This is a genomic window from Acinetobacter sp. GN11, from assembly GCF_054823985.1.
In genome coordinates, this window is record NZ_JRVL01000024.1 from 20,790 (window position 1) to 40,292 (window position 19,503).

Consider the following 19,503-nt stretch of genomic DNA (forward strand, 5'->3'; position numbering starts at 1 on the left):
GAGTCACTATAATGTTGTCGTTTTACAGATGTTTTAGTGCATTTTCGATATCTTGTATTAAATCTTGCGGATCTTCTAGTCCTATACAGAAGCGAACCAATAATCCTTGTTGTAAATGTGTATTCTCAAGTTTTCTCATCATTTTTAAATCATAAAGCATGATTAAGCTAACTGGTCCTCCCCAGCTAAAACCGAGCTTAAATAATGCTAATGCATCGCAGAAACGACGTACTGCTGTAATGTCATATTCAGGTTTGAAAATAACACTGACTAGACCAGCACTTTGACCATCTGTGCAGATTTCTTGCCAATATTGATGGCCAGGGGCAGTGCTATCACTTGGGTGTAGCACTTGTGCAAATTGAGGTTGGTCTTTTAGCCACTTAAGTAAAGTTTGGGCATTGGCTGACTGTTGTTCATAGCGTAAAGACATATGAGCAAGACTGCGTTGAATTTGAGCTGCATCATCTCCTGAAACAGCAATACCTAAAGTGGCATGTGTACGGAACAGGCGATGATGGAGTTTATCATTACGAGTTACAATGCTGCCCATTAAAATGTCACCGCCACCGCTCGGATATTTGGTGAGCGCATGAACGGTTAAATCGACTGATAGATGTTCATCAGAAAAATTAAAAGCATTAAACGCAAGCCCAGCTCCCCAAGTGTTATCTAGGGCTGTTAATACACCGTGTTTTTTGGCTTTTTTGACTAGATTCTTAAGATCAGGAAATTCTAGAGTAACTGAGCCTGCTGCCTCTAACCACAATAGTTTACTTCTTTCAGTTGGTTGAAAACTTGAAGCATCAATCGGGTTATATACTTTAACAATAACGCCATATTGATTTTGCAGATGATTTAAATGCTCAAGGTTTGGTCCATAAATGTTGTCTGGTACCCATACTTCATCATGAGTGCTTAAAAATGCTGAATTCACAACATTAATTGCTGATAAGCCACTTGGTGCAAGCAAACAATGCAACCCACCTTCAATTTGCGCAATATTGTCGCCTAAGGTGAAGGTGGTGGGGGTGCCATGCGTTCCATAACTATAGTCGTAATCGTCCGTCCAATGGCGGTCAAAAAGGTGCGAAGTCGATTTAAAAATAATAGTGGATGCACGAAATAAGGGTGGTTGGACTGTTTCAATAAATTGCGGAGCCTTTCTTGGGGCATGAATGAGGCGAGTCTGGAAGTCGTTATGCTTTTTCATAGTGCGTTGCATTTTAGATAATAAAGTTAGATTAAGAGAAATTTAGATTCTTCGCTAGATTTACGAAGTTTTATAAGACGTTTCGTTACAGTAGACTCATAAAATAAAAACTTGGCTTTATTTTTGCAAAGACCACTACAACATTCTAACAACAATAGGTTTAAGCGCATGAAGTCGCATTTACGTGTTCACTATTTTCAACATATCGCGGGTGAGGGTTTTGGGAGTTGTTATTCATTTTTGAAAGCTCACCACGCGACAATTAGCTCTACAGAGTTTTTTGCACTTCCAGTTGATCGGTCCCTCGAAATAGAAGCTTTACCCCAAATTGAAGAGGTTGATTTGTTATTGGTCATGGGTGGAACCATGAGTGTAAATGATGAGGCGAATTTTCCATGGCTCAAAATAGAAAAGAGGTGGTTGCGCCGTTACTTAGCAGCAGGAAAACCAGCTATTGGTCTTTGCTTGGGAGGGCAGTTAATTGCTAATGCGTTGGGTGCGGCGGTGAGTCGTAATCGCTATCAGGAGCTTGGATGGTCAACTGTTCAGCGAGTGGCAAATTTACCTCAAGAAAGTTTTCCATTACCAGAGAAAATAAAGGTTATGCAGTGGCATAGTGAGACCTTTGAAATACCTAAAGGCGCTATACACTTGGCTCAAAGTCCGGCTTGCCGCAATCAGATGTATCAGATTGGAAAAAATGTGCTGGGTTTTCAGTTCCATCCAGAGATGACCCCAGCAACTTTAGCGCTTTTACTTGAAGATGAAGAAGAGTTATCTATTTTTGATGGAGAATATGTTCAATCTACGCGTGAACTACACTATTCCGAAGCACAAAAATTTGAGCAAGGTAATCAACTCCTAAATAAAGCGATTGAATTTGTAATAAGTGCCTAGATGAACTCTCAATGCTCGATTAAAGTAGGTTTTATAGAGAAAATAGAAAAAGAGAATTGCATAAGACTTAAACAATCGTTATAATGAGCGACCCTCAAGAGGAGGGGCATTTGCTGCGAAGAAAGTGGTAAATGTGCATTACAGTCGTGGCATCGATCATGACCTTAGTGATTTTCACTGCCTTTGACACTTACCGATAGGTGAGATGCGTCAAGGGTGATTCTTTATATGTTTGGCTTGGAGTTTACTGGTATGTCTAACCAGAGAATTCGTATCCGTTTGAAGTCTTTTGATCATCGTCTGATTGATCAATCTGCTCAAGAGATCGTAGAAACCGCTAAGCGTACTGGCGCACAAGTTTGTGGTCCAATTCCGATGCCTACTCGCATCGAACGCTTCAACGTTCTTACTTCACCGCACGTTAACAAAGATGCGCGTGATCAGTACGAAATCCGCACCTATAAACGTTTGATCGACATCGTTCAACCTACAGATAAAACTGTTGATGCATTGATGAAATTAGATCTTGCGGCTGGTGTTGATGTTCAGATCGCTTTGGGTTAAGGCTTTCGGTTGATTAACTTTCAAGTTAATTAGGCCGCTTTTTTAGAGGTTTATGCACATGGCTATTGGTTTAGTCGGTCGCAAATGTGGTATGACTCGCATCTTTACAGATGCAGGTGTTTCTGTACCTGTTACAGTCATCGAAGTCGATCCAAACCGCATTACGCAAATCAAAACACTTGAAACTGATGGTTATCAAGCTGTTCAAGTAACTACTGGTGAACGTCGCGAATCTCGCGTAACTAACGCTCAGAAAGGTCACTTTGCGAAAGCTGGTGTTGCTGCTGGTCGTTTGGTTAAAGAGTTCCGTGTTACTGAAGCTGAGCTTGAAGGTCGTGAAGTTGGCGGTACTATTGGTGTTGATTTGTTCACAGTTGGTCAAGTTGTTGACGTAACTGGTCAATCAAAAGGTAAAGGTTTCCAAGGTGGTGTTAAGCGTTGGAACTTCCGTACCCAAGACGCTACTCACGGTAACTCAGTTTCTCACCGTGTATTAGGTTCTACAGGTCAAAACCAAACTCCTGGTCGCGTGTTCAAAGGCAAAAAAATGGCTGGTCACTTAGGTGATGAACGCGTAACAGTACAAGGTCTTGAAATCGTATCTATTGACGCTGAACGTTCTGTTTTAGTTGTTAAAGGTGCAATTCCTGGTTCAACTGGCGGTGACGTGATCGTACGTCCTACCATCAAGGCCTGAGGGGAAATACCGTGAATTTGAAAACTGTTTCCGGCTCTGCTGTTGAATTGTCTGAAGTTGCTTTCGGACGTGAATTTAACGAAGCTCTTGTACACCAAGTTGTTACTGCTTATTTAGCAGGTGGTCGTCAAGGTACTCGTGCTCAGAAGTCACGTGCAGACGTTTCTGGCGGTGGTAAAAAACCATTCCGTCAAAAAGGTACTGGTCGTGCTCGTGCGGGTTCTACTCGTAGCCCTATCTGGGTTGGTGGCGGTAAAACTTTTGCTGCTCGTCCACAAGATTGGTCTCAAAAAGTAAACCGCAAAATGTACCGCGGTGCAATGCAATGTATCTTAGCTGAACTTGTTCGCCAAGATCGTCTTGTATTAGTTGAAGAGTTTGCTATTGCAGCTCCAAAAACTAAAGAATTGCTTGCTAAGCTTGGCGATTTAAATGCCGCTCGTGCATTGATCGTTACTGAAGCTGTAGATGAGAACTTATATCTTGCAGCACGCAACCTTCCGCATGTAGATGTGGTGGATGCAACTGCAATCGATCCTGTAAGCTTGATCGCGTTTGATAAAGTTGTGATGTCTGTAGCTGCTGCTAAGAAAATTGAGGTAGAACTCGGATGAACAACGAACGTATCTATCAAGTCCTTAAAGGACCAGTCTTCTCAGAAAAGGCACAAGTTTTAGGTGATACTGTTGGCGTTCAAGTTTTTAAAGTAGATATCAATGCTACTAAACTTGAAGTTAAAAAAGCAGTTGAAAAACTTTTTGGTGTAGAAGTTGTTAAAGTTAACACTACTATTACTAAAGGTAAAACTAAGCGCTTTGGTAAAACATTAGGACGTCGTTCTGATGTTAAAAAAGCATACGTCACCCTGAAAGCCGGCCAAGATGTTGAAATGGCTGACTTGGGCGATACCGCTGAAAGCGCAGCGGAATAAGGACGAAAATTATGCCGATTCAAAAATGTAAGCCAACGTCTCCAGGACGTCGCTTTGTAGAGAAAGTGGTTCATGATCACCTTCACAAAGGCGCGCCTTACTCACCGTTGGTTGAAGCAAAAAAACGTACTGGTGGTCGTAATAATAACGGTCACATTACAACTCGTCACGTTGGTGGTGGTCATAAGCAACACTATCGTATCGTTGACTTTAAACGTAATAAAGACAGCATCCCAGCTGTTGTAGAGCGCATTGAATACGATCCTAACCGTACAGCACATATTGCTTTATTGAAATATGCTGATGGTGAGCGTCGTTATATCATTGCACCTAAAGGCTTACGTGCTGGCGATAAAGTACAATCTGGTAACGATGCTCCAATTCGTCCAGGTAACTGCTTGCCACTTCGTAACATGCCTATCGGTTCTACACTTCATAACGTTGAACTTAAAATTGGTAAGGGTGCGCAATTAGCGCGTTCTGCTGGTGCTTCTGTTCAGTTGTTGGGTCGTGATGGTTCTTACGCGATTGTTCGTCTTCGTTCAGGCGAAATGCGTAAAATTCATGTTGAATGCCGCGCTGTAATTGGTGAAGTTTCTAACCAAGAAAACAACCTTCGTTCATTGGGTAAAGCTGGTGCTGCGCGCTGGCGTGGTGTTCGTCCTACCGTACGTGGTATGGCGATGAACCCAGTTGATCACCCGCACGGTGGTGGTGAAGGGCGTAATAAAGGTATTCAACCTGTAAGCCCATGGGGTCAAAAAGCTAAAGGGTACAAGACACGTACCAATAAGCGTACGACTAAGATGATTATTCGCGACCGTCGCGTCAAGTAAAGGAATCTGACTAATGCCTCGTTCTCTGAAAAAAGGCCCATTCGTCGATGCGCACTTGTTCGCTAAGGTTGAAGCGGCTGTTGCTAGTAACTCTCGCAAGCCGATTAAAACTTGGTCTCGTCGTTCGATGATCCTTCCGGATTTTGTTGGTTTAACAATTTCTGTTCATAATGGTCGTAATCACGTTCCAGTAATTGTTACTGAGCATATGGTTGGTCATAAACTCGGTGAATTCGCGCCAACTCGTACCTATCGTGGTCACGGTGTTGACAAGAAGTCTAAACGTTAATAGGTGTCATGATGGAAGTAACTGCTAAATTACGCGGTGCCGCTATCTCGGCACAAAAGGCACGTTTGGTTGCAGATCTTATTCGCGGCAAATCTGTTGCGCATGCTTTAAATATCTTAAACTTCAGCAATAAAAAAGCTGCTGTTTTAGTAAAAAAAGCATTGGAATCTGCGATTGCAAACGCTGAACACAATAACAGTTTAGATGTTGACGATCTTAAAGTTTCTACGATTTACGTTGATGAAGGTGTTAGCCTTAAACGTATTATGCCACGTGCTAAAGGCCGTGCAGATCGTATTACGAAGCGTACTTGTCACATCACCGTTAAGGTAGGGGTTTGATATGGGTCAGAAGGTTCATCCAATCGGTATCCGCCTAGGTGTTGTGAAACGTCATAACGCTAACTGGTATGCGAGTCCGAAACAATACGCTGAATACTTGCTTAAAGATCTTCAAGTTCGTGAGTTTTTAACTAAAAAACTTAAGAATGCGATGATCAGCAACATTCTTATCGAACGTCCATCAGGCGCTGCTAAAGTAACTATTAGCACAGCTCGTCCTGGTATCGTAATCGGTAAAAAAGGCGAAGATATTGAGAAATTACAGCGCGAACTTACCAGCATTATGGGTGTTCCTGCGCAAGTAAGTATCAATGAAATTGATCGCCCAGACTTAGATGCGCGTTTAGTTGCTGAAGCAATCGCTTCTCAATTAGAAAAGCGTGTAATGTTCCGTCGTGCTATGAAGCGTGCGGTTCAAAACACTATGCGTGCTGGTGCTAAAGGTATCAAAGTTGAAGTGTCTGGCCGTTTAGGTGGTGCAGAGATTGCTCGTACAGAATGGTATCGTGAAGGTCGTGTACCTTTACATACATTACGTGCAGACATTGACTATGCTACTGTGCGTGCAGAAACAACTTACGGTACGATTGGTGTTAAAGTTTGGATTTTCCGTGGTGAGATTTTAGGTGGCATGAAACAAGTCATGAACCCAGCTCCTGCTGAAGATCGTCCAGCTAAACGTGGTCGTGGTCGTGGTGAAGGTCAAGAGCGTCGTGGTCGTCGCGGTGACCGTGCTGCTGACAAGGGAGAATAATCCATGTTGCAACCTAAACGTACCAAATTCCGTAAGGTGCACAAAGGCCGTAATACTGGTCTAGCGCATCGTGGTAGTACAGTATCATTTGGTTCGATTGCAATTAAAGCAACTGAACGTGGTCGTATGACTGCGCGTCAGATTGAAGCTGCACGTCGTACTATTAGCCGCCGTATTAAGCGTGGTGGTAAAATCTTTATTCGCGTATTCCCGGATAAGCCGATTACTCAAAAGCCTCTTGAAGTGCGTATGGGTAAAGGTAAGGGTAGCGTGGAATACTGGGTTTGCCAGATCCAACCAGGCAAGATCCTGTACGAAATTGAAGGTGTGAACGAAGAATTAGCGCGTGAAGCATTTGCTTTAGCTGCTGCTAAACTTCCGTTTAAAACCACTATCGTGACTCGGACGGTAATGTAATGAAAACTAAAGATTTACGTGAAAAGTCGGTAGAAGAGTTGAAAGCTTTGCTTGATGAGCAACAGCTTAACCAATTCCGTCTTCGTATGGCGAAAGCAACTGGTCAGTTGGGTAAATCGCACGAAGTGCAAGTTGCTCGTAAGACAATTGCTCGTATTAAGACACTCCTTACCGAAAAACAGGGGAACGGACAATGAGTGAAAAAACAGTCCGCACGTTAACCGGCAAAGTCGTAAGTGACAAAATGGATAAATCTATTGTTGTTCTTATTGAACGCCGCGTTCAACACCCGTTGTATGGCAAGTCAATTCGCCGTTCAACTAAGTTACACGCTCATGATGAGAATAACGTCGCTAAAATTGGTGATGTTGTGACAATCAAAGAAAGCCGCCCAATTTCTAAAACTAAAGCTTGGACTTTAGTGGAAGTAGTTGAAGCAGCTGCTGAGTAATTCGACGTTCTTGTTGCATCATCGGTCAATTTCGAGTACTCTTTGAGCCTTTCGAAATTGTGACCGGTGATGCTCGGTTTTGGAGTAGGGCAATGATTCAAACCGAAACTATGCTCGACGTAGCAGACAACAGTGGTGCTCGCCGCGTACAATGTATTAAAGTACTTGGTGGTTCACATCGTCGTTATGCTTCTGTTGGCGACATTATTAAAGTTACTGTAAAAGAAGCAATCCCACGCGCACGTGTTAAAAAAGGTGACGTGATGAATGCGGTTGTAGTTCGTACTAAATTCGGCATTCGTCGTCCAGATGGTTCTGTGATCCGTTTTGATGATAATGCTGCAGTTATCCTGAACAACAACAAAGCTCCGATTGCTACTCGTATCTTCGGACCAGTGACTCGTGAACTTCGTACTGAACAGTTCATGAAAATCATTTCATTGGCTCCTGAAGTTCTATAAGAGGCAATCATGGCTAAGATTAAAAAAGGCGATCAAGTTATCGTGATCGCAGGTAAAGAAAAAGGCAAACAGGGTACTGTATTGTCTGTTTCTGAAGACCGCGTTAAGGTTGAAGGCCTTAACTTAGTGAAGAAGCATCAAAAGCCGAATCGTGTAACTGGCGCTGAAGGCGGTATTGTTACTCAAGAAGCTTCGCTTCATATTTCAAACGTGGCAATTTTAAATGCTACAACCCAGAAGGCTGACCGTGTTGGTTACCAAGTGATTGATGGCGTGAAAACTCGCGTTTATAAATCAAATGGTGAATCAGTGGCGGTAGCGAAGTAATAGGTTGAATAGGCGATGGCCAGACTTAAAGCACGTTACAATGATGAACTTAAAGCAAAGTTAAAAGAAGAACTTAGCGTTAAGAACGTGATGGAAATTCCACGCATCACAAAAATCACCCTAAACATGGGTGTAGGCGCAGCTGCAACTGATAAGAAATTATTAGATGGTGCTGTAGTCGACATGCAGTTAATTGCTGGTCAAAAACCAGTAATTACACTTGCTCGTAAATCTATCGCAGGTTTTAAAATCCGTGATGGATGGCCGATTGGTTGTAAAGTTACTTTACGTGGCGACCAAATGTACGAATTCTTGGATCGTTTGATCTCAATCGCAATCCCTCGTATCCGTGACTTCCGTGGTTTCTCTTCGAAATCATTTGATGGTCGTGGTAACTACTCAATGGGTTTGAAAGAGCAAATCGTTTTCCCTGAAATCGATTTCGATAAGATTGATCGTATTCGTGGTATGGATATTACTATTACTACGACTGCTCGCACCGATGACGAAGGCCGTGCGCTTATGCGTGCATTCGGCTTCCCGTTCAAATAAGAGGTCGATATGGCTAAGAAAGGTATGATTAATCGCGAATTGAAACGCGAAAAAACAGTTGCGAAATACGCTGCAAAACGTGCTGAATTAAAAGCTACTATTGCAAACGTAAACGCAAGTGAAGAAGAGCGTTTCGAAGCGACGTTAAAGTTACAGGCATTGCCACGTAATGCATCTCCGGTGCGTCTTCGTAACCGTTGTGGTTTAACTGGTCGTCCTCATGGTTACTTCCGTAAGTTCGGTTTAAGCCGTAACAAATTACGTGAAACAGTAATGCAGGGTGATGTACCAGGCGTTGTTAAGGCAAGCTGGTAAGGAGCGACTAAATGAGTATGCAAGATACCGTTGCCGACATGCTAACACGTGTTCGTAACGCACAAATGGCTAAGAAACAAACTGTTTCTATGCCTTCTTCTAAGTTGAAAGTTGCAATTGCAAACGTTCTTCAACAAGAAGGTTATATTTCAAATGTAGAAGTTGCTCAAGAAGAGACAAAATCTACTTTGACAATTACTTTAAAATATTTCGAAGGCAAACCAGTTATCGAAGTGGTTAAGCGCGTAAGCCGTCCAGGTCTTCGCCAATACCGCGGTAAAGATAAACTTCCAAGCGTTAAGCAAGGTTTAGGTATTGCAATTGTTTCTACAAGCAAAGGCATCATGACTGATCGCGCTGCACGTGCTGCGGGCGTTGGTGGTGAAGTTATTGCTTTTGTTTCTTAATAGGTGATTCCTCATGTCTCGTGTGGCTAAAGCCCCAGTAACTGTACCGAATGGTGTAACAGTTACTCAGAACGGCCGGCAGGTCGAAGTGAAAGGCAGCAAAGGTACGTTGTCTTTCAACCTGCATGCGCTGGTCGAGCTAAAACAGGAAGAAGGTAAACTTCAACTTGCTCCAGTTAAAGAATCGAAAGATGCTTGGATGCAAGCTGGTACTGCTCGCGCTGTATTGAATAACCTTGTAAAAGGGGTTAGCGAAGGCTTCGAACGTAAGTTGCAGCTAGTTGGTGTTGGTTATAAAGCTGCGGTTAAGGGTACTGTTGTAAACCTTAACCTTGGTTTTTCACACCCAATTGACTACGCTTTACCTGAAAGTGTAACAGCGGAAACTCCAACTGCAACTGAAATCATTTTGAAATCAGCAAACAAGCAGTTGTTAGGTCAAGTAGCGGCAGAAATCCGTGCGTATCGTTCTCCTGAACCATATAAAGGTAAAGGTGTTCGTTATTCGGATGAAGTCATTCTTCGTAAAGAAGCTAAGAAGAAATAAGGCGCGAGGTTCTTATGAACGAAAAGAAACAAACCCGTTTGCGTCGTGCGAAAAGCACACGCTTGCACATCCGTGCATTGGGTGCGACTCGTTTGTGTGTAAACCGCACTCCGCGTCACATCTATGCTCAAGTTATTTCAGCAGATGGTGGCAAAGTTTTAGCACAAGCTTCAACTTTGGATGCATCTTTACGTAGCGGTACTACAGGTAATGTAGATGCTGCTACTAAAGTAGGTGCTTTAATCGCAGAGCGCGCGAAAGCAGCTGGTGTAACTAAAGTTGCATTTGACCGTTCTGGTTTTAAATATCATGGTCGTATCAAAGCCTTGGCTGATGCTGCTCGTGAAAACGGCTTGGAGTTCTAATCATGGCTAAAGTTGAACAAAACGAAGGTCTTGTTGAAAAGCTGGTTGCCGTTGATCGTGTAGCCAAAGTTGTCAAGGGCGGTCGTATCTTCTCTTTCACAGCATTAACTGTTGTGGGTGATGGTAATGGTCGTGTTGGTTTTGGTCGTGGTAAAGCACGTGAAGTTCCAGCTGCTATTTCTAAAGCACTTGAAGCTGCACGTCGCAACATGATTACTGTAGACCTTGCTGGTACTACTTTACAACACCCTGTGAATGCTCGTCATGGTGCAAGCCGTGTATATATGCAACCTGCCTCTGAAGGTACTGGCGTAATCGCTGGTGGCGCAATGCGTGCCGTTCTAGAAGCTGCAGGCGTGCATAACGTACTTGCTAAATGTTATGGTTCTACTAATGCTGCAAACGTAGTAAACGCAACTTTCAAAGGTTTGCGTGATATGACTTCTCCTGAGAAAGTCGCTGCGAAACGTGGTAAATCAGTAGCAGAAATTCAAGGGTAATCAATCATGAAAACGATTAAAGTTACCCAGACTAAATCTTCTTCACATCGCTTGAAAAATCACAAGCTTTGCTTACAAGGTTTAGGTCTGCGTCGTATTGGTCATACTGTAGAAGTGCAAGATACGCCTTCTAACCGTGGTATGGTCAACAAAGTCTACTATATGGTTAGTGTAGAGGAATAAGCCATGACTCTGCGTTTAAATGAGCTTGCGCCTGCAGAAGGTGCAAAACGTGAAAACCGTCGTTTAGGCCGTGGTATCGGTTCTGGCGTTGGTAAGACCGGTGGCCGTGGTGTCAAAGGTCAAAAATCACGTAAAAGTGGTGGCGTTCGTCCAGGCTTTGAAGGCGGTCAAACAGCGATTTATCGTCGTTTACCTAAATTCGGTTTCACTAGCCAAATCGCTTTAAAAACTGCTGAAGTACGTTTATCTGAGTTAAGCAAAGTTGAAGGCGACATCGTTAGCCTAGAAACTTTGAAAGCTGCGAATGTTGTTCGTCGTGACCAAATTCGTGCTCGTATCGTACTTTCTGGTGAAATCACTCGTGCATTCACTGTTCAAGGTGTTGCATTGACTAAAGGCGCTAAAGCTGCGATTGAAGCAGCTGGCGGCAAAGTCGAGGAGTAATCTCGAGTGTCTATGTCTCCTAGTTCTTCAGGTCATGTCAACATGATGAAAGGTCAGCCATTTCACGTGAAATATCGTGAAATTATTCGCCGGATGAGTTTTCTAATCGGTGCATTGCTGGTCTTTCGACTAGGAGCGCATATTCCAGTACCAGGCATTAATAATGCTGCGTTAGAAAATTTATTTCATGCGAACCAAGGAACTATTCTTGGGCTATTCAATATGTTTTCTGGCGGTGCTTTAGAGCGAATGTCTATTCTTGCTTTAGGAATTATGCCTTACATTTCTGCGTCAATTATTGTGCAGTTAATGTCTACGGTAATTCCTTCACTAGAAGCCTTGAAAAAGGAAGGTGAGCAAGGTAAGCGTAAAATTAATCAGTATACGCGTCAGGGTACATTATTGCTTGCAGTGGTTCAGGCGGTTGGTATGTGCGCAGGTTTGATTGGTCAGGGTATTACTCTGTCAGTTGGTCTTGAGTTTTACGTACCAGCAGTTACATCACTTGTCGCTGGAACTATGTTCTTAATGTGGCTAGGTGAACAAATCACTGAAAGAGGTATTGGTAACGGTATCTCAATGATTATTTTTGCTGGTATTGTCTCTGGTTTGCCTAAATTAATTATGCAATCAGTTTCATCAGTAGATAATGGTCAGACAAGCTTAATTGGTCTTGTGATCTTTGGTCTTTTGTCTGTAGGTGTGTTGGCTGCGATTGTGTTTATTGAAAAAGCACAACGTCGTATTCCAGTAAACTATGCACAAAAGCAGCAAGGTCGTCGTATATTTACAGCACAGCAGACACATTTGCCATTGAAAATTAATATGGCTGGTGTGATTCCTGCGATTTTTGCAAGTTCTTTACTATTGTTCCCAGCGAGTCTTGGTCAATGGGTAGGAAGTGCAGATGCAAATGCTGGATTAATTAAGCGTAGCTTACAAGATTTAGCTTTAGTATTGTCGCCTGGACAGCCTTTGTATTTGGTGCTCTTTGGTGCGTTAATTATCTTTTTCTGTTACTTTTATACGGCTTTAGTATTTAGCCCTAAGGAAGTATCAGAAAATCTAAAACGCAGCGGAGCTTATGTGCCTGGTATTCGCCCAGGTGAGCAAACTGCTCGTTACTTAGATCATATTCTTAATCGTTTGACGTTTATTGGTGCGATTTATATTACGGTCATTTGTTTAATGCCAATGATTCTACAAAGTTCTTTTGGAATCCCATTTTCTTTGGGTGGTACATCATTACTAATCGTAGTTGTCGTTGTTATGGACTTTATGGCTCAGCTACAAGCGCACTTAACATCTCATCAATATGATAATCAAACATTAATGAGAAAAACGACTGCTCATCCTAAGGGATAAGCGCACTTAGAGGTTTCATCATGAAAGTACAAGCTTCTGTAAAGAAAATTTGTGGTAGCTGTAAAGTTATCCGTCGTAATGGGGTTATTCGCGTAATTTGTAGCGCAGAACCTCGTCATAAGCAGCGTCAAGGTTAATCTAATCAAGACCTGTTGATTTCAGTAGGCGAATTGGGTTAATATCCGCCCCTCAAGATTTTGTGGGGCGGTTGATTATCTCTACTGCCTTTTTGGAGAAAGTGAATGGCTCGTATTGCCGGTGTAAACATTCCGGATAACAAGCATGCTGTTATCTCCCTCACTTACATCTTTGGTGTCGGTCGCCATACTGCTAAGAATATCTTAACAGCAGTTGGTATTACTGAAACTACTAAGATCCGTGAGTTGGACGATGCTCAGCTTGATGCGATTCGTGCAGAAGTTGCTAAGGTTCCTACCGAAGGTGACTTACGTCGCGAAATTTCCATGAACATTAAACGTTTAATGGATTTGGGTTGCTATCGCGGCCTTCGCCATCGTCGCAGCTTGCCTGTCCGTGGTCAACGCACCAAAACTAACGCACGTACCCGTAAAGGTCCGCGCAAACCGATTAAAAAGTAAGATTTCTGGAAGCTAAAAGATGGCTAAAGATACTCGCACACGCAAGAAGGTCACCCGTACCGTCTCTGAAGGTGTTGCACACATTCACGCTTCTTTTAATAACACCATTGTTACGATTACTGATCGTCAAGGTAATGCATTGGCTTGGGCTACCTCTGGTGGACAAGGCTTCCGTGGTTCACGTAAATCAACTCCGTTTGCTGCTCAGGTAGCTGCTGAAGTTGCTGGTAAAGCAGCTTTAGATTACGGTTTGAAAAATCTGGATGTCCTTGTAAAAGGTCCTGGTCCAGGTCGTGAGTCTGCGGTTCGTGCATTAGGCGCAGTGGGTTATAAAATTAACAGCATTACCGATGTGACGCCAATTCCTCACAACGGTTGCCGTCCACCTAAAAAACGTCGCGTGTAAGGAGAAACATTCATGGCTCGTTATATTGGTCCAAAATGCAAACTCTCTCGCCGCGAAGGGACAGACCTGCAACTTAAATCTGGCGTTAAACCTTTTGACGTCAAAACTAAAAAAGCTAACAAAGCACCTGGTCAACATGGTCAGGCACGCGGTGGTAAGCAATCTGAGTATTCACTACAATTACGTGAAAAACAAAAAGTCCGTCGTATTTACGGTGTGTTAGAACGTCAATTTAGTAACTACTATAAAGAAGCAGCTCGTGTTAAAGGCGCAACAGGTGAGAACTTGTTGAAATTGCTTGAAAGCCGTCTTGATAACGTTGTTTATCGCATGGGTTTTGGTTCTACACGTGCAGAAGCTCGTCAGTTAGTAAGTCACCGTAGCATTACTTTGAATGGTCGTCGTGTAAACATCGCATCTATTCAAGTTAAAGCTGGTGATGTAATTGCGGTTCACGAAGGTGCTAAACAACAATTGCGTATTAAAAACGCGATTGAGTTAGCTGCACAACGTGGTATTCCAGCTTGGATCGATGTTGATCATTCTAAGCTTGAAGGTACGTTTAAAGCTGCACCAGATCGTGCTGATTTACCTGCTGAAATCAATGAAAGCTTGATTGTAGAATTGTATTCTAAATAATCCTTGAGGTAGCAATAATGACGCGTACTGCAAACGAGTTTCTAACTCCGCAAGCGATCAAGGTCGAAGCGGTTAGCGGGACCTCGGCAAAAGTGATTCTAGAACCTTTAGAGCGTGGTTTTGGCCACACTCTAGGTAATGCTTTACGTCGCATTCTATTGTCTTCTTTACCTGGCGCTGCTGTGGTTGAAGTTGAGATAGAAGGTGTCGAGCACGAGTACAGTACTTTAGAAGGCTTGCAGCAGGACATCGTCGAGCTCTTGCTGAACCTAAAAGGATTGTCTATTAAGCTGTTCGATCAAAATGAAGCATATTTAACATTAGAGAAACAAGGTCCTGGCGAAATTACTGCTGCTGATCTTCGTTTACCTCATAATGTTGAAGTGGTTAACCCAGAACATTTAATTGGTACTTTGAGTGCTTCAGGCTCATTAAAAATGCGCTTGAAGGTTGCTCAAGGTCGTGGTTATGAAACATCTGATTCTCGTTTCCCTGAAGGTGAAACACGTCCTGTTGGTCGTTTGCAATTAGATGCTTCTTATAGCCCGATTAAGCGTGTTTCTTACACCGTTGAAAATGCGCGTGTAGAACAACGTACCGATTTAGATAAACTGGTAATCGACCTTGAGACAAATGGAACGGTTGATCCTGAAGAAGCAATCCGCAAAGCGGCAACAATTTTGCAACAACAAATTGCAATTTTTGTTGATCTTCAGAAAGACCAAACTCCAGTTGCTCAAGAGCCTCGTGAAGAAGTTGACCCAATCTTGCTTCGCCCAGTAGATGATCTAGAGCTTACTGTTCGTTCTGCTAACTGTTTGAAAGCAGAAAATATTTACTACATTGGTGATCTTGTTCAACGTACTGAAGTTGAGTTGTTAAAAACTCCTAACCTTGGTAAAAAATCGTTAACAGAGATCAAAGATGTTTTGGCATCGAAAGGCTTACAACTCGGTATGCGTCTTGAAAACTGGCCACCAGCTAGTCTTCGTATGGACGACCGTTTTGCCTATCGTAGCCGTTAATTAAGTAGGACTATCACCATGCGTCATCGTAATAGTGGTGTGAAATTAGGCCGTACAAGCAGCCATCGTAAAGCGATGTTCCAAAACATGGCTAATTCTTTATTTGAACACGAGTTGATCAAAACAACTGTGCCTAAAGCTAAAGAATTACGTCGTGTTGCTGAGCCTTTAATCACTCTAGCAAAAAACGATACTGTAGCAAATCGTCGTTTAGCATTTGCTCGTACTCGTAATGCTGCAACTGTAGGTAAATTATTTACAGTACTTGGCCCTCGTTACAAAGAACGTAACGGCGGTTATCTACGTGTTCTTAAAGCGGGCTTCCGTGCTGGTGATGCAGCACCGATGGCTTACGTTGAGCTTGTAGATCGTGAAGTGACAACTTCAGCTGAATAATTGATTTTATTCAAAAAAGACCGGTTTTATACCGGTCTTTTTTATTCTTATTAATTGATAAAAATATAAAAATGTCCCCAAGTGACATAAAAAAACGGATAAACGGTCAAACTTGACATTGTGTATTGTCAAAATTGTGCTTTAATAAACTCATATTCTCAACAATGGGTATAAAAATAAAATGGAAAAGCAAGTTGATATTTTAATTATTGGCGCAGGTATTTCAGGAATTGGAATTGCTGCCCATTTGTCAAAAAATTCTCCACAACGCCAATTTGAAATTTTAGAGCGTCGTGAATCTTTTGGTGGAACATGGGATCTTTTCCGTTATCCAGGTATTCGTTCAGACTCAGATATGTCGACATTTGGCTTTAATTTTAAGCCATGGTGTAAAGCGAATGTATTAGCTGATGGTGCTTCTATTAAAGGGTACTTAGGCGAAGTAATTGATGAATATAAGTTAAAAGAAAAAATTCACTTTGGTCATCGTGTGCTTTCTGCTAATTACGATTCTGAATCAAAGAAATGGCAAGTTGTAATTGAAGATGGCAAGAAAAAACAACAGACTTGGATTGCTAATTTTGTTGTAGGGTGTACTGGTTATTATAATTATGATCAAGGATATGCCCCTTCTTTCCCAAATCAAGAAGCATTTAAAGGGCAACTTATTCACCCACAGCATTGGCCTGAAAATTTAGATTATACAGGTAAAAAAGTCGTTATTATTGGTAGTGGCGCAACCGCAATTACTTTAGTACCAGCAATGGCGAAAGGTGGTGCGGGTCATGTAACCATGTTGCAGCGTTCACCTACGTATATTGCTAGTGTACCGTCTATCGACTTCATTTATGAAAAAACACGTAGATTTATGTCTGAAGAAGCAGCTTATAAATTTACTCGTGCACGTAATATTGGTATGCAGCGTGCGATTTATGCATTATCACAGAAACATCCAAAGACTGTACGTCGTTTACTCTTAAAAGCAATTGAAGTGCAATTAAAGGGTAAAGTTGATATGAAGCATTTTACACCTTCATACAATCCTTGGGATCAACGTCTATGTGTAGTGCCTGATGGTGACTTATTTAAGATTTTGCGTGAAGGCAAAGCGAGTGTAGAAACAGATCAAGTTGAGAAATTTACTGAAAAAGGTATTTTACTTAAATCTGGTAAACATCTTGATGCGGATATTGTGATTTCTGCAACTGGTTTGCAAGTTCAAATTATGGGTGGGGTTCAGGCTACTATTGATGGCAAAGCTCTTAATTCATCTGAACATATGCTTTATAACGGCGTTATGTTGAGTGATGTACCAAATATGGCCATGATTATTGGCTATGTAAATGCATCATGGACCCTTAAGGTTGATATCGCTGCGGAATATATTTGTCGCTTGTTAAACTATATGGACAAAAATAGTTATGATGAAGTAGTTCCGTCTGGTGATAAAACTGAAATGGAAGAAGATACTGTGATGGGTAAACTGTCTTCAGGTTATATTAGCCGTGCGGCACATGAACTTCCAAAACAAGGTAAGCATGCTCCATGGCAAGTGACTAATAACTATTTAGAAGATAGAAAGTCACTAAAAAATTCAAAATTTGAAGATGGTGTTTTACATTTTCATAAACGTTCAGAAACGAATGAGCGTAAACCAAAACTGGTATCTTAATAGATATTAGATAAATAAAAGGGGCGTAATGCCCCTTTTATAATGAAGTTATTAAAGTGTTCTAGAGATTAATTCTTTCATAATTTCATTGGTACCGGCATAAATTCGATTTGCTCGGTGATCTATGTAGGCACGCGCAATTGGATATTCAAGCATGTAACCATAACCGCCATGTAATTGAAGACAATCATCTACAACTTTTGAGAACATGTCTGAAATTTTATATTTAGCAGCTGCGGCAGCTTCCACACTCAATTTTTCTTCAAGTTGTAATTCCATACAACGATCTAGATAGGTACGGCAGAAATCTATTTCTGTTCTCAGTTCAGCAAGTTTAAAACGCGTATTTTGAAATGCACTAACAGGTTTGCCAAATGCTTTACGGTCTTTTGTATATTGGACAGTATGTGCAAATGCAGCTTCAGCGCCTGCCTGACAAATAATAGCCACTAGCATTCGTTCCCAAGCTAACTCTTTCATGAGCATGATAAAGCCCATGCCTTCCATACCTAAGAGATTCTCTTTAGGAACACGAACGTTATCAAAAAATAATTCGCACGTATCTTGGCCTTTCATTCCAATTTTATTAAGAGGTTTACCTTTGCTAAAGCCAGCTCGGTCTGCTTCAACAATAATAAGTGATAAATTCGCTGAGCCTTTGTCGTTATTGCCAGTTTTACAAACGACTACGACCATGTCACATAAGTAGCCATTCGTAATGAAAATTTTAGAACCATTAATGACATAATCATCAACATCAGGTACGGCGGTGGTTCTCACTGCTTGTAAATCAGAACCAGTACCAGGCTCAGTCATAGCAATAGCTGTAACCACTTCTCCTGTTGCCATTTTGGGTAGCCACTTTTGTTTTTGCTCTTCATTACCGAAGTTATTTACATAATTGGCAACAATATCTGAATGCAAAGAGAAGCCCGTACTAGAGTCCATAGCATAAGCTTGTTCTTCAATTAAGATCATGCTGTACAAACGGTCTACTCCAGACCCACCATATTGCTCTGGCATTGTGGTACAAAGAAGACCTAATTCTCCGGCCTTATTCCAAAGGTCTCGATCAACATGTTGTTGTTTTTCATATTTTTCAATATTGGGAACGACTTCTTTTTCATAGAATTTACGCACTGTTTCACGGAAAGCTTCATGCTCTTCATTGAATAATTGTCTCGGTAACATATTTGGAATAGGACGGATAGCACCAGATTGCATTTGTATTTCTTCCTTGGTTCAGGTGTGATGTTATAACCCTAAACATACGGAAGCATTTGTTGAGTAACAATGTGATGAATGCTCAATTATGAGTACAAGATGATAAATTTGGTCAATTTGATATTTTTAGCGATCTTTGGAATGTGATCAGGTAAACTAGGCGCACTATCAACGCAGATGGGGAAATAAATGTCTGTCGAAATGACCTTGGAAGAACGTAAAGTAATTTATCGAGCACGCCGCGGCTTAAAAGAAATTGACGTCTATTTTGACCCTTATGTAAAAAACTATTATTTACAAGCAGATCCGGCAGAGAAGGCTTTATTTGCAGAGTTAGTTGAACAGGAAGATCCAGATTTACTAGATTGGTTCATGGAAGTCTCTGAACCTCCACGTACAGAGTTACGTGAATTTATTTATAAATTAAAACAGCACGTACATGGCTAAACTGTTTTGATAAAAGAATTGAATTTTGAGCTGAAATATAGTCGTTTCTCGACTATATTTCAGCTTTTTATTGGCTTGAGTTTAGCCATCCTACTTTATCAATTGTTATCACCCATTTGGTGGTTGGTAGCTCTCATCCTTTTCACTATTAGTTTTCTATTGTTTTTAAGACAATCACGAATTTCTCAAATTGCATATTTAGACCAAAAATCTTGGTCAATTGCATACTCCTCACAAAA

Annotated in this window: 32 protein-coding genes and 2 pseudogenes; 32 read left to right on the top strand and 2 right to left on the bottom strand. The window is 41.6% G+C overall.

Annotation, left to right across the window (positions count from 1 at the left end):
• Window positions 1-22: 22 nt before the first annotated feature.
• Window positions 23-1,213 carry a PLP-dependent transferase gene (locus tag NL42_RS02950; RefSeq protein ID WP_461311712.1) on the bottom strand — a complete coding sequence of 397 codons (1,191 nt, stop codon included), beginning with the start codon at window positions 1,211-1,213 and terminating at the stop codon, window positions 23-25.
• A 168-nt stretch (window positions 1,214-1,381) separates the two neighbouring features.
• Here NL42_RS02950 and NL42_RS02955 point away from each other — a divergent pair, with 168 nt between their 5' ends.
• The 30 genes and pseudogenes from NL42_RS02955 (at window position 1,382) to NL42_RS03100 (ending at window position 17,593) form a co-directional block, all read left to right on the top strand.
• A complete protein-coding gene (locus tag NL42_RS02955) occupies window positions 1,382-2,110 on the top strand; it encodes a type 1 glutamine amidotransferase (protein WP_336166997.1) in 729 nt (242 codons plus the stop codon).
• A 252-nt stretch (window positions 2,111-2,362) separates the two neighbouring features.
• A complete protein-coding gene (rpsJ, locus tag NL42_RS02960) occupies window positions 2,363-2,674 on the top strand; it encodes a 30S ribosomal protein S10 (protein WP_000070912.1) in 312 nt (103 codons plus the stop codon).
• A 58-nt stretch (window positions 2,675-2,732) separates the two neighbouring features.
• Window positions 2,733-3,371 (top strand): 50S ribosomal protein L3, encoded by a 639-nt coding sequence (gene rplC, locus NL42_RS02965; RefSeq protein ID WP_004639526.1) that lies wholly within the window; start codon window positions 2,733-2,735, stop codon window positions 3,369-3,371.
• 11 nt (window positions 3,372-3,382) lie between these two features.
• The gene (gene rplD, locus NL42_RS02970; protein WP_003653663.1) at window positions 3,383-3,985 is read left to right on the top strand and encodes a 50S ribosomal protein L4; all 603 of its coding nucleotides are present in this window, start codon (window positions 3,383-3,385) and stop codon (window positions 3,983-3,985) included.
• Entirely contained in the window at window positions 3,982-4,302 is a 321-nt protein-coding gene (gene rplW, locus NL42_RS02975; RefSeq protein WP_003653662.1) for a 50S ribosomal protein L23, read from the top strand. The genes rplD and rplW overlap by 4 nt, the downstream gene beginning before the upstream one ends.
• A gap of 11 nt (window positions 4,303-4,313) precedes the next feature.
• Window positions 4,314-5,138 (top strand): 50S ribosomal protein L2, encoded by an 825-nt coding sequence (gene rplB, locus NL42_RS02980; protein WP_004789629.1) that lies wholly within the window; start codon window positions 4,314-4,316, stop codon window positions 5,136-5,138.
• A gap of 13 nt (window positions 5,139-5,151) precedes the next feature.
• On the top strand, window positions 5,152-5,427 hold the full coding sequence (rpsS, locus tag NL42_RS02985) for a 30S ribosomal protein S19 (protein WP_001138119.1): 276 nt from the start codon (window positions 5,152-5,154) through the stop codon (window positions 5,425-5,427).
• Window positions 5,428-5,438: 11 nt separating this feature from the next.
• On the top strand, window positions 5,439-5,768 hold the full coding sequence (gene rplV / locus NL42_RS02990) for a 50S ribosomal protein L22 (protein WP_004639524.1): 330 nt from the start codon (window positions 5,439-5,441) through the stop codon (window positions 5,766-5,768).
• 1 nt (window position 5,769) lies between these two features.
• Window positions 5,770-6,586 (top strand): annotated as a pseudogene (gene rpsC, locus NL42_RS02995) (30S ribosomal protein S3).
• Window positions 6,526-6,939: a 50S ribosomal protein L16 gene (rplP, locus tag NL42_RS03000; RefSeq protein ID WP_002049688.1), complete on the top strand. Its 414-nt coding sequence runs from the start codon at window positions 6,526-6,528 to the stop codon at window positions 6,937-6,939. The pseudogene rpsC and the gene rplP overlap by 61 nt, the downstream one beginning before the upstream one ends.
• The gene (gene rpmC / locus NL42_RS03005; RefSeq protein WP_000849928.1) at window positions 6,939-7,136 is read left to right on the top strand and encodes a 50S ribosomal protein L29; all 198 of its coding nucleotides are present in this window, start codon (window positions 6,939-6,941) and stop codon (window positions 7,134-7,136) included. The genes rplP and rpmC overlap by 1 nt, the downstream gene beginning before the upstream one ends.
• Complete coding sequence (gene rpsQ / locus NL42_RS03010; RefSeq protein ID WP_001291845.1) at window positions 7,133-7,390, top strand: 30S ribosomal protein S17; 258 nt, start codon at window positions 7,133-7,135, stop codon at window positions 7,388-7,390. Before rpmC ends, rpsQ begins: the two co-directional genes overlap by 4 nt.
• Before the next feature lie 92 nt (window positions 7,391-7,482).
• Window positions 7,483-7,851, top strand: coding sequence for a 50S ribosomal protein L14 (gene rplN / locus NL42_RS03015; protein ID WP_001982634.1), 369 nt, complete (start codon window positions 7,483-7,485; stop codon window positions 7,849-7,851).
• Between the two features lie 9 nt (window positions 7,852-7,860).
• Complete coding sequence (gene rplX / locus NL42_RS03020; RefSeq protein ID WP_002116820.1) at window positions 7,861-8,178, top strand: 50S ribosomal protein L24; 318 nt, start codon at window positions 7,861-7,863, stop codon at window positions 8,176-8,178.
• 15 nt (window positions 8,179-8,193) lie between these two features.
• Window positions 8,194-8,730, top strand: a complete 537-nt coding sequence (gene rplE, locus NL42_RS03025; RefSeq protein ID WP_003653658.1) for a 50S ribosomal protein L5 — start codon at window positions 8,194-8,196, stop codon at window positions 8,728-8,730.
• A 9-nt stretch (window positions 8,731-8,739) separates the two neighbouring features.
• Complete coding sequence (gene rpsN / locus NL42_RS03030) at window positions 8,740-9,045, top strand: 30S ribosomal protein S14 (protein WP_016140109.1); 306 nt, start codon at window positions 8,740-8,742, stop codon at window positions 9,043-9,045.
• An 11-nt stretch (window positions 9,046-9,056) separates the two neighbouring features.
• Entirely contained in the window at window positions 9,057-9,452 is a 396-nt protein-coding gene (gene rpsH / locus NL42_RS03035) for a 30S ribosomal protein S8 (protein ID WP_005038490.1), read from the top strand.
• Window positions 9,453-9,465: 13 nt separating this feature from the next.
• The gene (gene rplF / locus NL42_RS03040) at window positions 9,466-9,999 is read left to right on the top strand and encodes a 50S ribosomal protein L6 (RefSeq protein ID WP_003653655.1); all 534 of its coding nucleotides are present in this window, start codon (window positions 9,466-9,468) and stop codon (window positions 9,997-9,999) included.
• Between the two features lie 14 nt (window positions 10,000-10,013).
• Entirely contained in the window at window positions 10,014-10,364 is a 351-nt protein-coding gene (rplR, locus tag NL42_RS03045; RefSeq protein ID WP_003653654.1) for a 50S ribosomal protein L18, read from the top strand.
• A 2-nt stretch (window positions 10,365-10,366) separates the two neighbouring features.
• A complete protein-coding gene (gene rpsE, locus NL42_RS03050; protein ID WP_003653653.1) occupies window positions 10,367-10,864 on the top strand; it encodes a 30S ribosomal protein S5 in 498 nt (165 codons plus the stop codon).
• Window positions 10,865-10,870: 6 nt separating this feature from the next.
• A complete protein-coding gene (gene rpmD / locus NL42_RS03055; protein WP_003653652.1) occupies window positions 10,871-11,047 on the top strand; it encodes a 50S ribosomal protein L30 in 177 nt (58 codons plus the stop codon).
• Window positions 11,048-11,050: 3 nt separating this feature from the next.
• Entirely contained in the window at window positions 11,051-11,491 is a 441-nt protein-coding gene (gene rplO / locus NL42_RS03060) for a 50S ribosomal protein L15 (protein WP_003653650.1), read from the top strand.
• Between the two features lie 45 nt (window positions 11,492-11,536).
• Window positions 11,537-12,856: a preprotein translocase subunit SecY gene (secY, locus tag NL42_RS03065; RefSeq protein WP_171293583.1), complete on the top strand. Its 1,320-nt coding sequence runs from the start codon at window positions 11,537-11,539 to the stop codon at window positions 12,854-12,856.
• Window positions 12,857-12,876: 20 nt separating this feature from the next.
• Window positions 12,877-12,993 (top strand): 50S ribosomal protein L36, encoded by a 117-nt coding sequence (gene rpmJ / locus NL42_RS03070; protein ID WP_000867907.1) that lies wholly within the window; start codon window positions 12,877-12,879, stop codon window positions 12,991-12,993.
• A 105-nt stretch (window positions 12,994-13,098) separates the two neighbouring features.
• Entirely contained in the window at window positions 13,099-13,455 is a 357-nt protein-coding gene (gene rpsM / locus NL42_RS03075; protein WP_003653646.1) for a 30S ribosomal protein S13, read from the top strand.
• Between the two features lie 19 nt (window positions 13,456-13,474).
• Complete coding sequence (gene rpsK, locus NL42_RS03080) at window positions 13,475-13,861, top strand: 30S ribosomal protein S11 (RefSeq protein ID WP_001040166.1); 387 nt, start codon at window positions 13,475-13,477, stop codon at window positions 13,859-13,861.
• A gap of 12 nt (window positions 13,862-13,873) precedes the next feature.
• Window positions 13,874-14,500, top strand: coding sequence for a 30S ribosomal protein S4 (gene rpsD / locus NL42_RS03085; protein WP_005301294.1), 627 nt, complete (start codon window positions 13,874-13,876; stop codon window positions 14,498-14,500).
• A gap of 17 nt (window positions 14,501-14,517) precedes the next feature.
• Window positions 14,518-15,525: a DNA-directed RNA polymerase subunit alpha gene (locus tag NL42_RS03090; protein ID WP_003653641.1), complete on the top strand. Its 1,008-nt coding sequence runs from the start codon at window positions 14,518-14,520 to the stop codon at window positions 15,523-15,525.
• Window positions 15,526-15,543: 18 nt separating this feature from the next.
• On the top strand, window positions 15,544-15,921 hold the full coding sequence (gene rplQ, locus NL42_RS03095; RefSeq protein ID WP_016140111.1) for a 50S ribosomal protein L17: 378 nt from the start codon (window positions 15,544-15,546) through the stop codon (window positions 15,919-15,921).
• Between the two features lie 181 nt (window positions 15,922-16,102).
• Window positions 16,103-17,593: a flavin-containing monooxygenase gene (locus NL42_RS03100; protein ID WP_461311713.1), complete on the top strand. Its 1,491-nt coding sequence runs from the start codon at window positions 16,103-16,105 to the stop codon at window positions 17,591-17,593.
• 51 nt (window positions 17,594-17,644) lie between these two features.
• Here the strand turns inward: NL42_RS03100 and NL42_RS03105 are convergent, their stop codons facing one another.
• Entirely contained in the window at window positions 17,645-18,817 is a 1,173-nt protein-coding gene (locus NL42_RS03105; RefSeq protein ID WP_461311714.1) for an acyl-CoA dehydrogenase family protein, read from the bottom strand.
• 189 nt (window positions 18,818-19,006) lie between these two features.
• Here NL42_RS03105 and NL42_RS03110 point away from each other — a divergent pair, with 189 nt between their 5' ends.
• Both NL42_RS03110 and NL42_RS03115 read left to right on the top strand, forming a co-directional pair.
• Entirely contained in the window at window positions 19,007-19,264 is a 258-nt protein-coding gene (locus NL42_RS03110) for an FAD assembly factor SdhE (RefSeq protein WP_461311715.1), read from the top strand.
• Window positions 19,265-19,270: 6 nt separating this feature from the next.
• Window positions 19,271-19,503, top strand: a pseudogene (locus NL42_RS03115) (hypothetical protein); the annotation flags it as partial.

Coding starts and splice junctions, on each gene's coding strand:
- NL42_RS02950 (WP_461311712.1), bottom strand. CDS start 1,213: ATGAAAAAGCATAACGACTTCCAGACTCGCCTCATTCATGCCCCAAGA.
- NL42_RS02955 (WP_336166997.1), top strand. CDS start 1,382: ATGAAGTCGCATTTACGTGTTCACTATTTTCAACATATCGCGGGTGAG.
- rpsJ (WP_000070912.1), top strand. CDS start 2,363: ATGTCTAACCAGAGAATTCGTATCCGTTTGAAGTCTTTTGATCATCGT.
- rplC (WP_004639526.1), top strand. CDS start 2,733: ATGGCTATTGGTTTAGTCGGTCGCAAATGTGGTATGACTCGCATCTTT.
- rplW (WP_003653662.1), top strand. CDS start 3,982: ATGAACAACGAACGTATCTATCAAGTCCTTAAAGGACCAGTCTTCTCA.
- rplB (WP_004789629.1), top strand. CDS start 4,314: ATGCCGATTCAAAAATGTAAGCCAACGTCTCCAGGACGTCGCTTTGTA.
- rpsS (WP_001138119.1), top strand. CDS start 5,152: ATGCCTCGTTCTCTGAAAAAAGGCCCATTCGTCGATGCGCACTTGTTC.
- rplV (WP_004639524.1), top strand. CDS start 5,439: ATGGAAGTAACTGCTAAATTACGCGGTGCCGCTATCTCGGCACAAAAG.
- rplP (WP_002049688.1), top strand. CDS start 6,526: ATGTTGCAACCTAAACGTACCAAATTCCGTAAGGTGCACAAAGGCCGT.
- rpmC (WP_000849928.1), top strand. CDS start 6,939: ATGAAAACTAAAGATTTACGTGAAAAGTCGGTAGAAGAGTTGAAAGCT.
- rpsQ (WP_001291845.1), top strand. CDS start 7,133: ATGAGTGAAAAAACAGTCCGCACGTTAACCGGCAAAGTCGTAAGTGAC.
- rplN (WP_001982634.1), top strand. CDS start 7,483: ATGATTCAAACCGAAACTATGCTCGACGTAGCAGACAACAGTGGTGCT.
- rplX (WP_002116820.1), top strand. CDS start 7,861: ATGGCTAAGATTAAAAAAGGCGATCAAGTTATCGTGATCGCAGGTAAA.
- rplE (WP_003653658.1), top strand. CDS start 8,194: ATGGCCAGACTTAAAGCACGTTACAATGATGAACTTAAAGCAAAGTTA.
- rpsN (WP_016140109.1), top strand. CDS start 8,740: ATGGCTAAGAAAGGTATGATTAATCGCGAATTGAAACGCGAAAAAACA.
- rpsH (WP_005038490.1), top strand. CDS start 9,057: ATGAGTATGCAAGATACCGTTGCCGACATGCTAACACGTGTTCGTAAC.
- rplF (WP_003653655.1), top strand. CDS start 9,466: ATGTCTCGTGTGGCTAAAGCCCCAGTAACTGTACCGAATGGTGTAACA.
- rplR (WP_003653654.1), top strand. CDS start 10,014: ATGAACGAAAAGAAACAAACCCGTTTGCGTCGTGCGAAAAGCACACGC.
- rpsE (WP_003653653.1), top strand. CDS start 10,367: ATGGCTAAAGTTGAACAAAACGAAGGTCTTGTTGAAAAGCTGGTTGCC.
- rpmD (WP_003653652.1), top strand. CDS start 10,871: ATGAAAACGATTAAAGTTACCCAGACTAAATCTTCTTCACATCGCTTG.
- rplO (WP_003653650.1), top strand. CDS start 11,051: ATGACTCTGCGTTTAAATGAGCTTGCGCCTGCAGAAGGTGCAAAACGT.
- secY (WP_171293583.1), top strand. CDS start 11,537: ATGAAAGGTCAGCCATTTCACGTGAAATATCGTGAAATTATTCGCCGG.
- rpmJ (WP_000867907.1), top strand. CDS start 12,877: ATGAAAGTACAAGCTTCTGTAAAGAAAATTTGTGGTAGCTGTAAAGTT.
- rpsM (WP_003653646.1), top strand. CDS start 13,099: ATGGCTCGTATTGCCGGTGTAAACATTCCGGATAACAAGCATGCTGTT.
- rpsK (WP_001040166.1), top strand. CDS start 13,475: ATGGCTAAAGATACTCGCACACGCAAGAAGGTCACCCGTACCGTCTCT.
- rpsD (WP_005301294.1), top strand. CDS start 13,874: ATGGCTCGTTATATTGGTCCAAAATGCAAACTCTCTCGCCGCGAAGGG.
- NL42_RS03090 (WP_003653641.1), top strand. CDS start 14,518: ATGACGCGTACTGCAAACGAGTTTCTAACTCCGCAAGCGATCAAGGTC.
- rplQ (WP_016140111.1), top strand. CDS start 15,544: ATGCGTCATCGTAATAGTGGTGTGAAATTAGGCCGTACAAGCAGCCAT.
- NL42_RS03100 (WP_461311713.1), top strand. CDS start 16,103: ATGGAAAAGCAAGTTGATATTTTAATTATTGGCGCAGGTATTTCAGGA.
- NL42_RS03105 (WP_461311714.1), bottom strand. CDS start 18,817: ATGCAATCTGGTGCTATCCGTCCTATTCCAAATATGTTACCGAGACAA.
- NL42_RS03110 (WP_461311715.1), top strand. CDS start 19,007: ATGTCTGTCGAAATGACCTTGGAAGAACGTAAAGTAATTTATCGAGCA.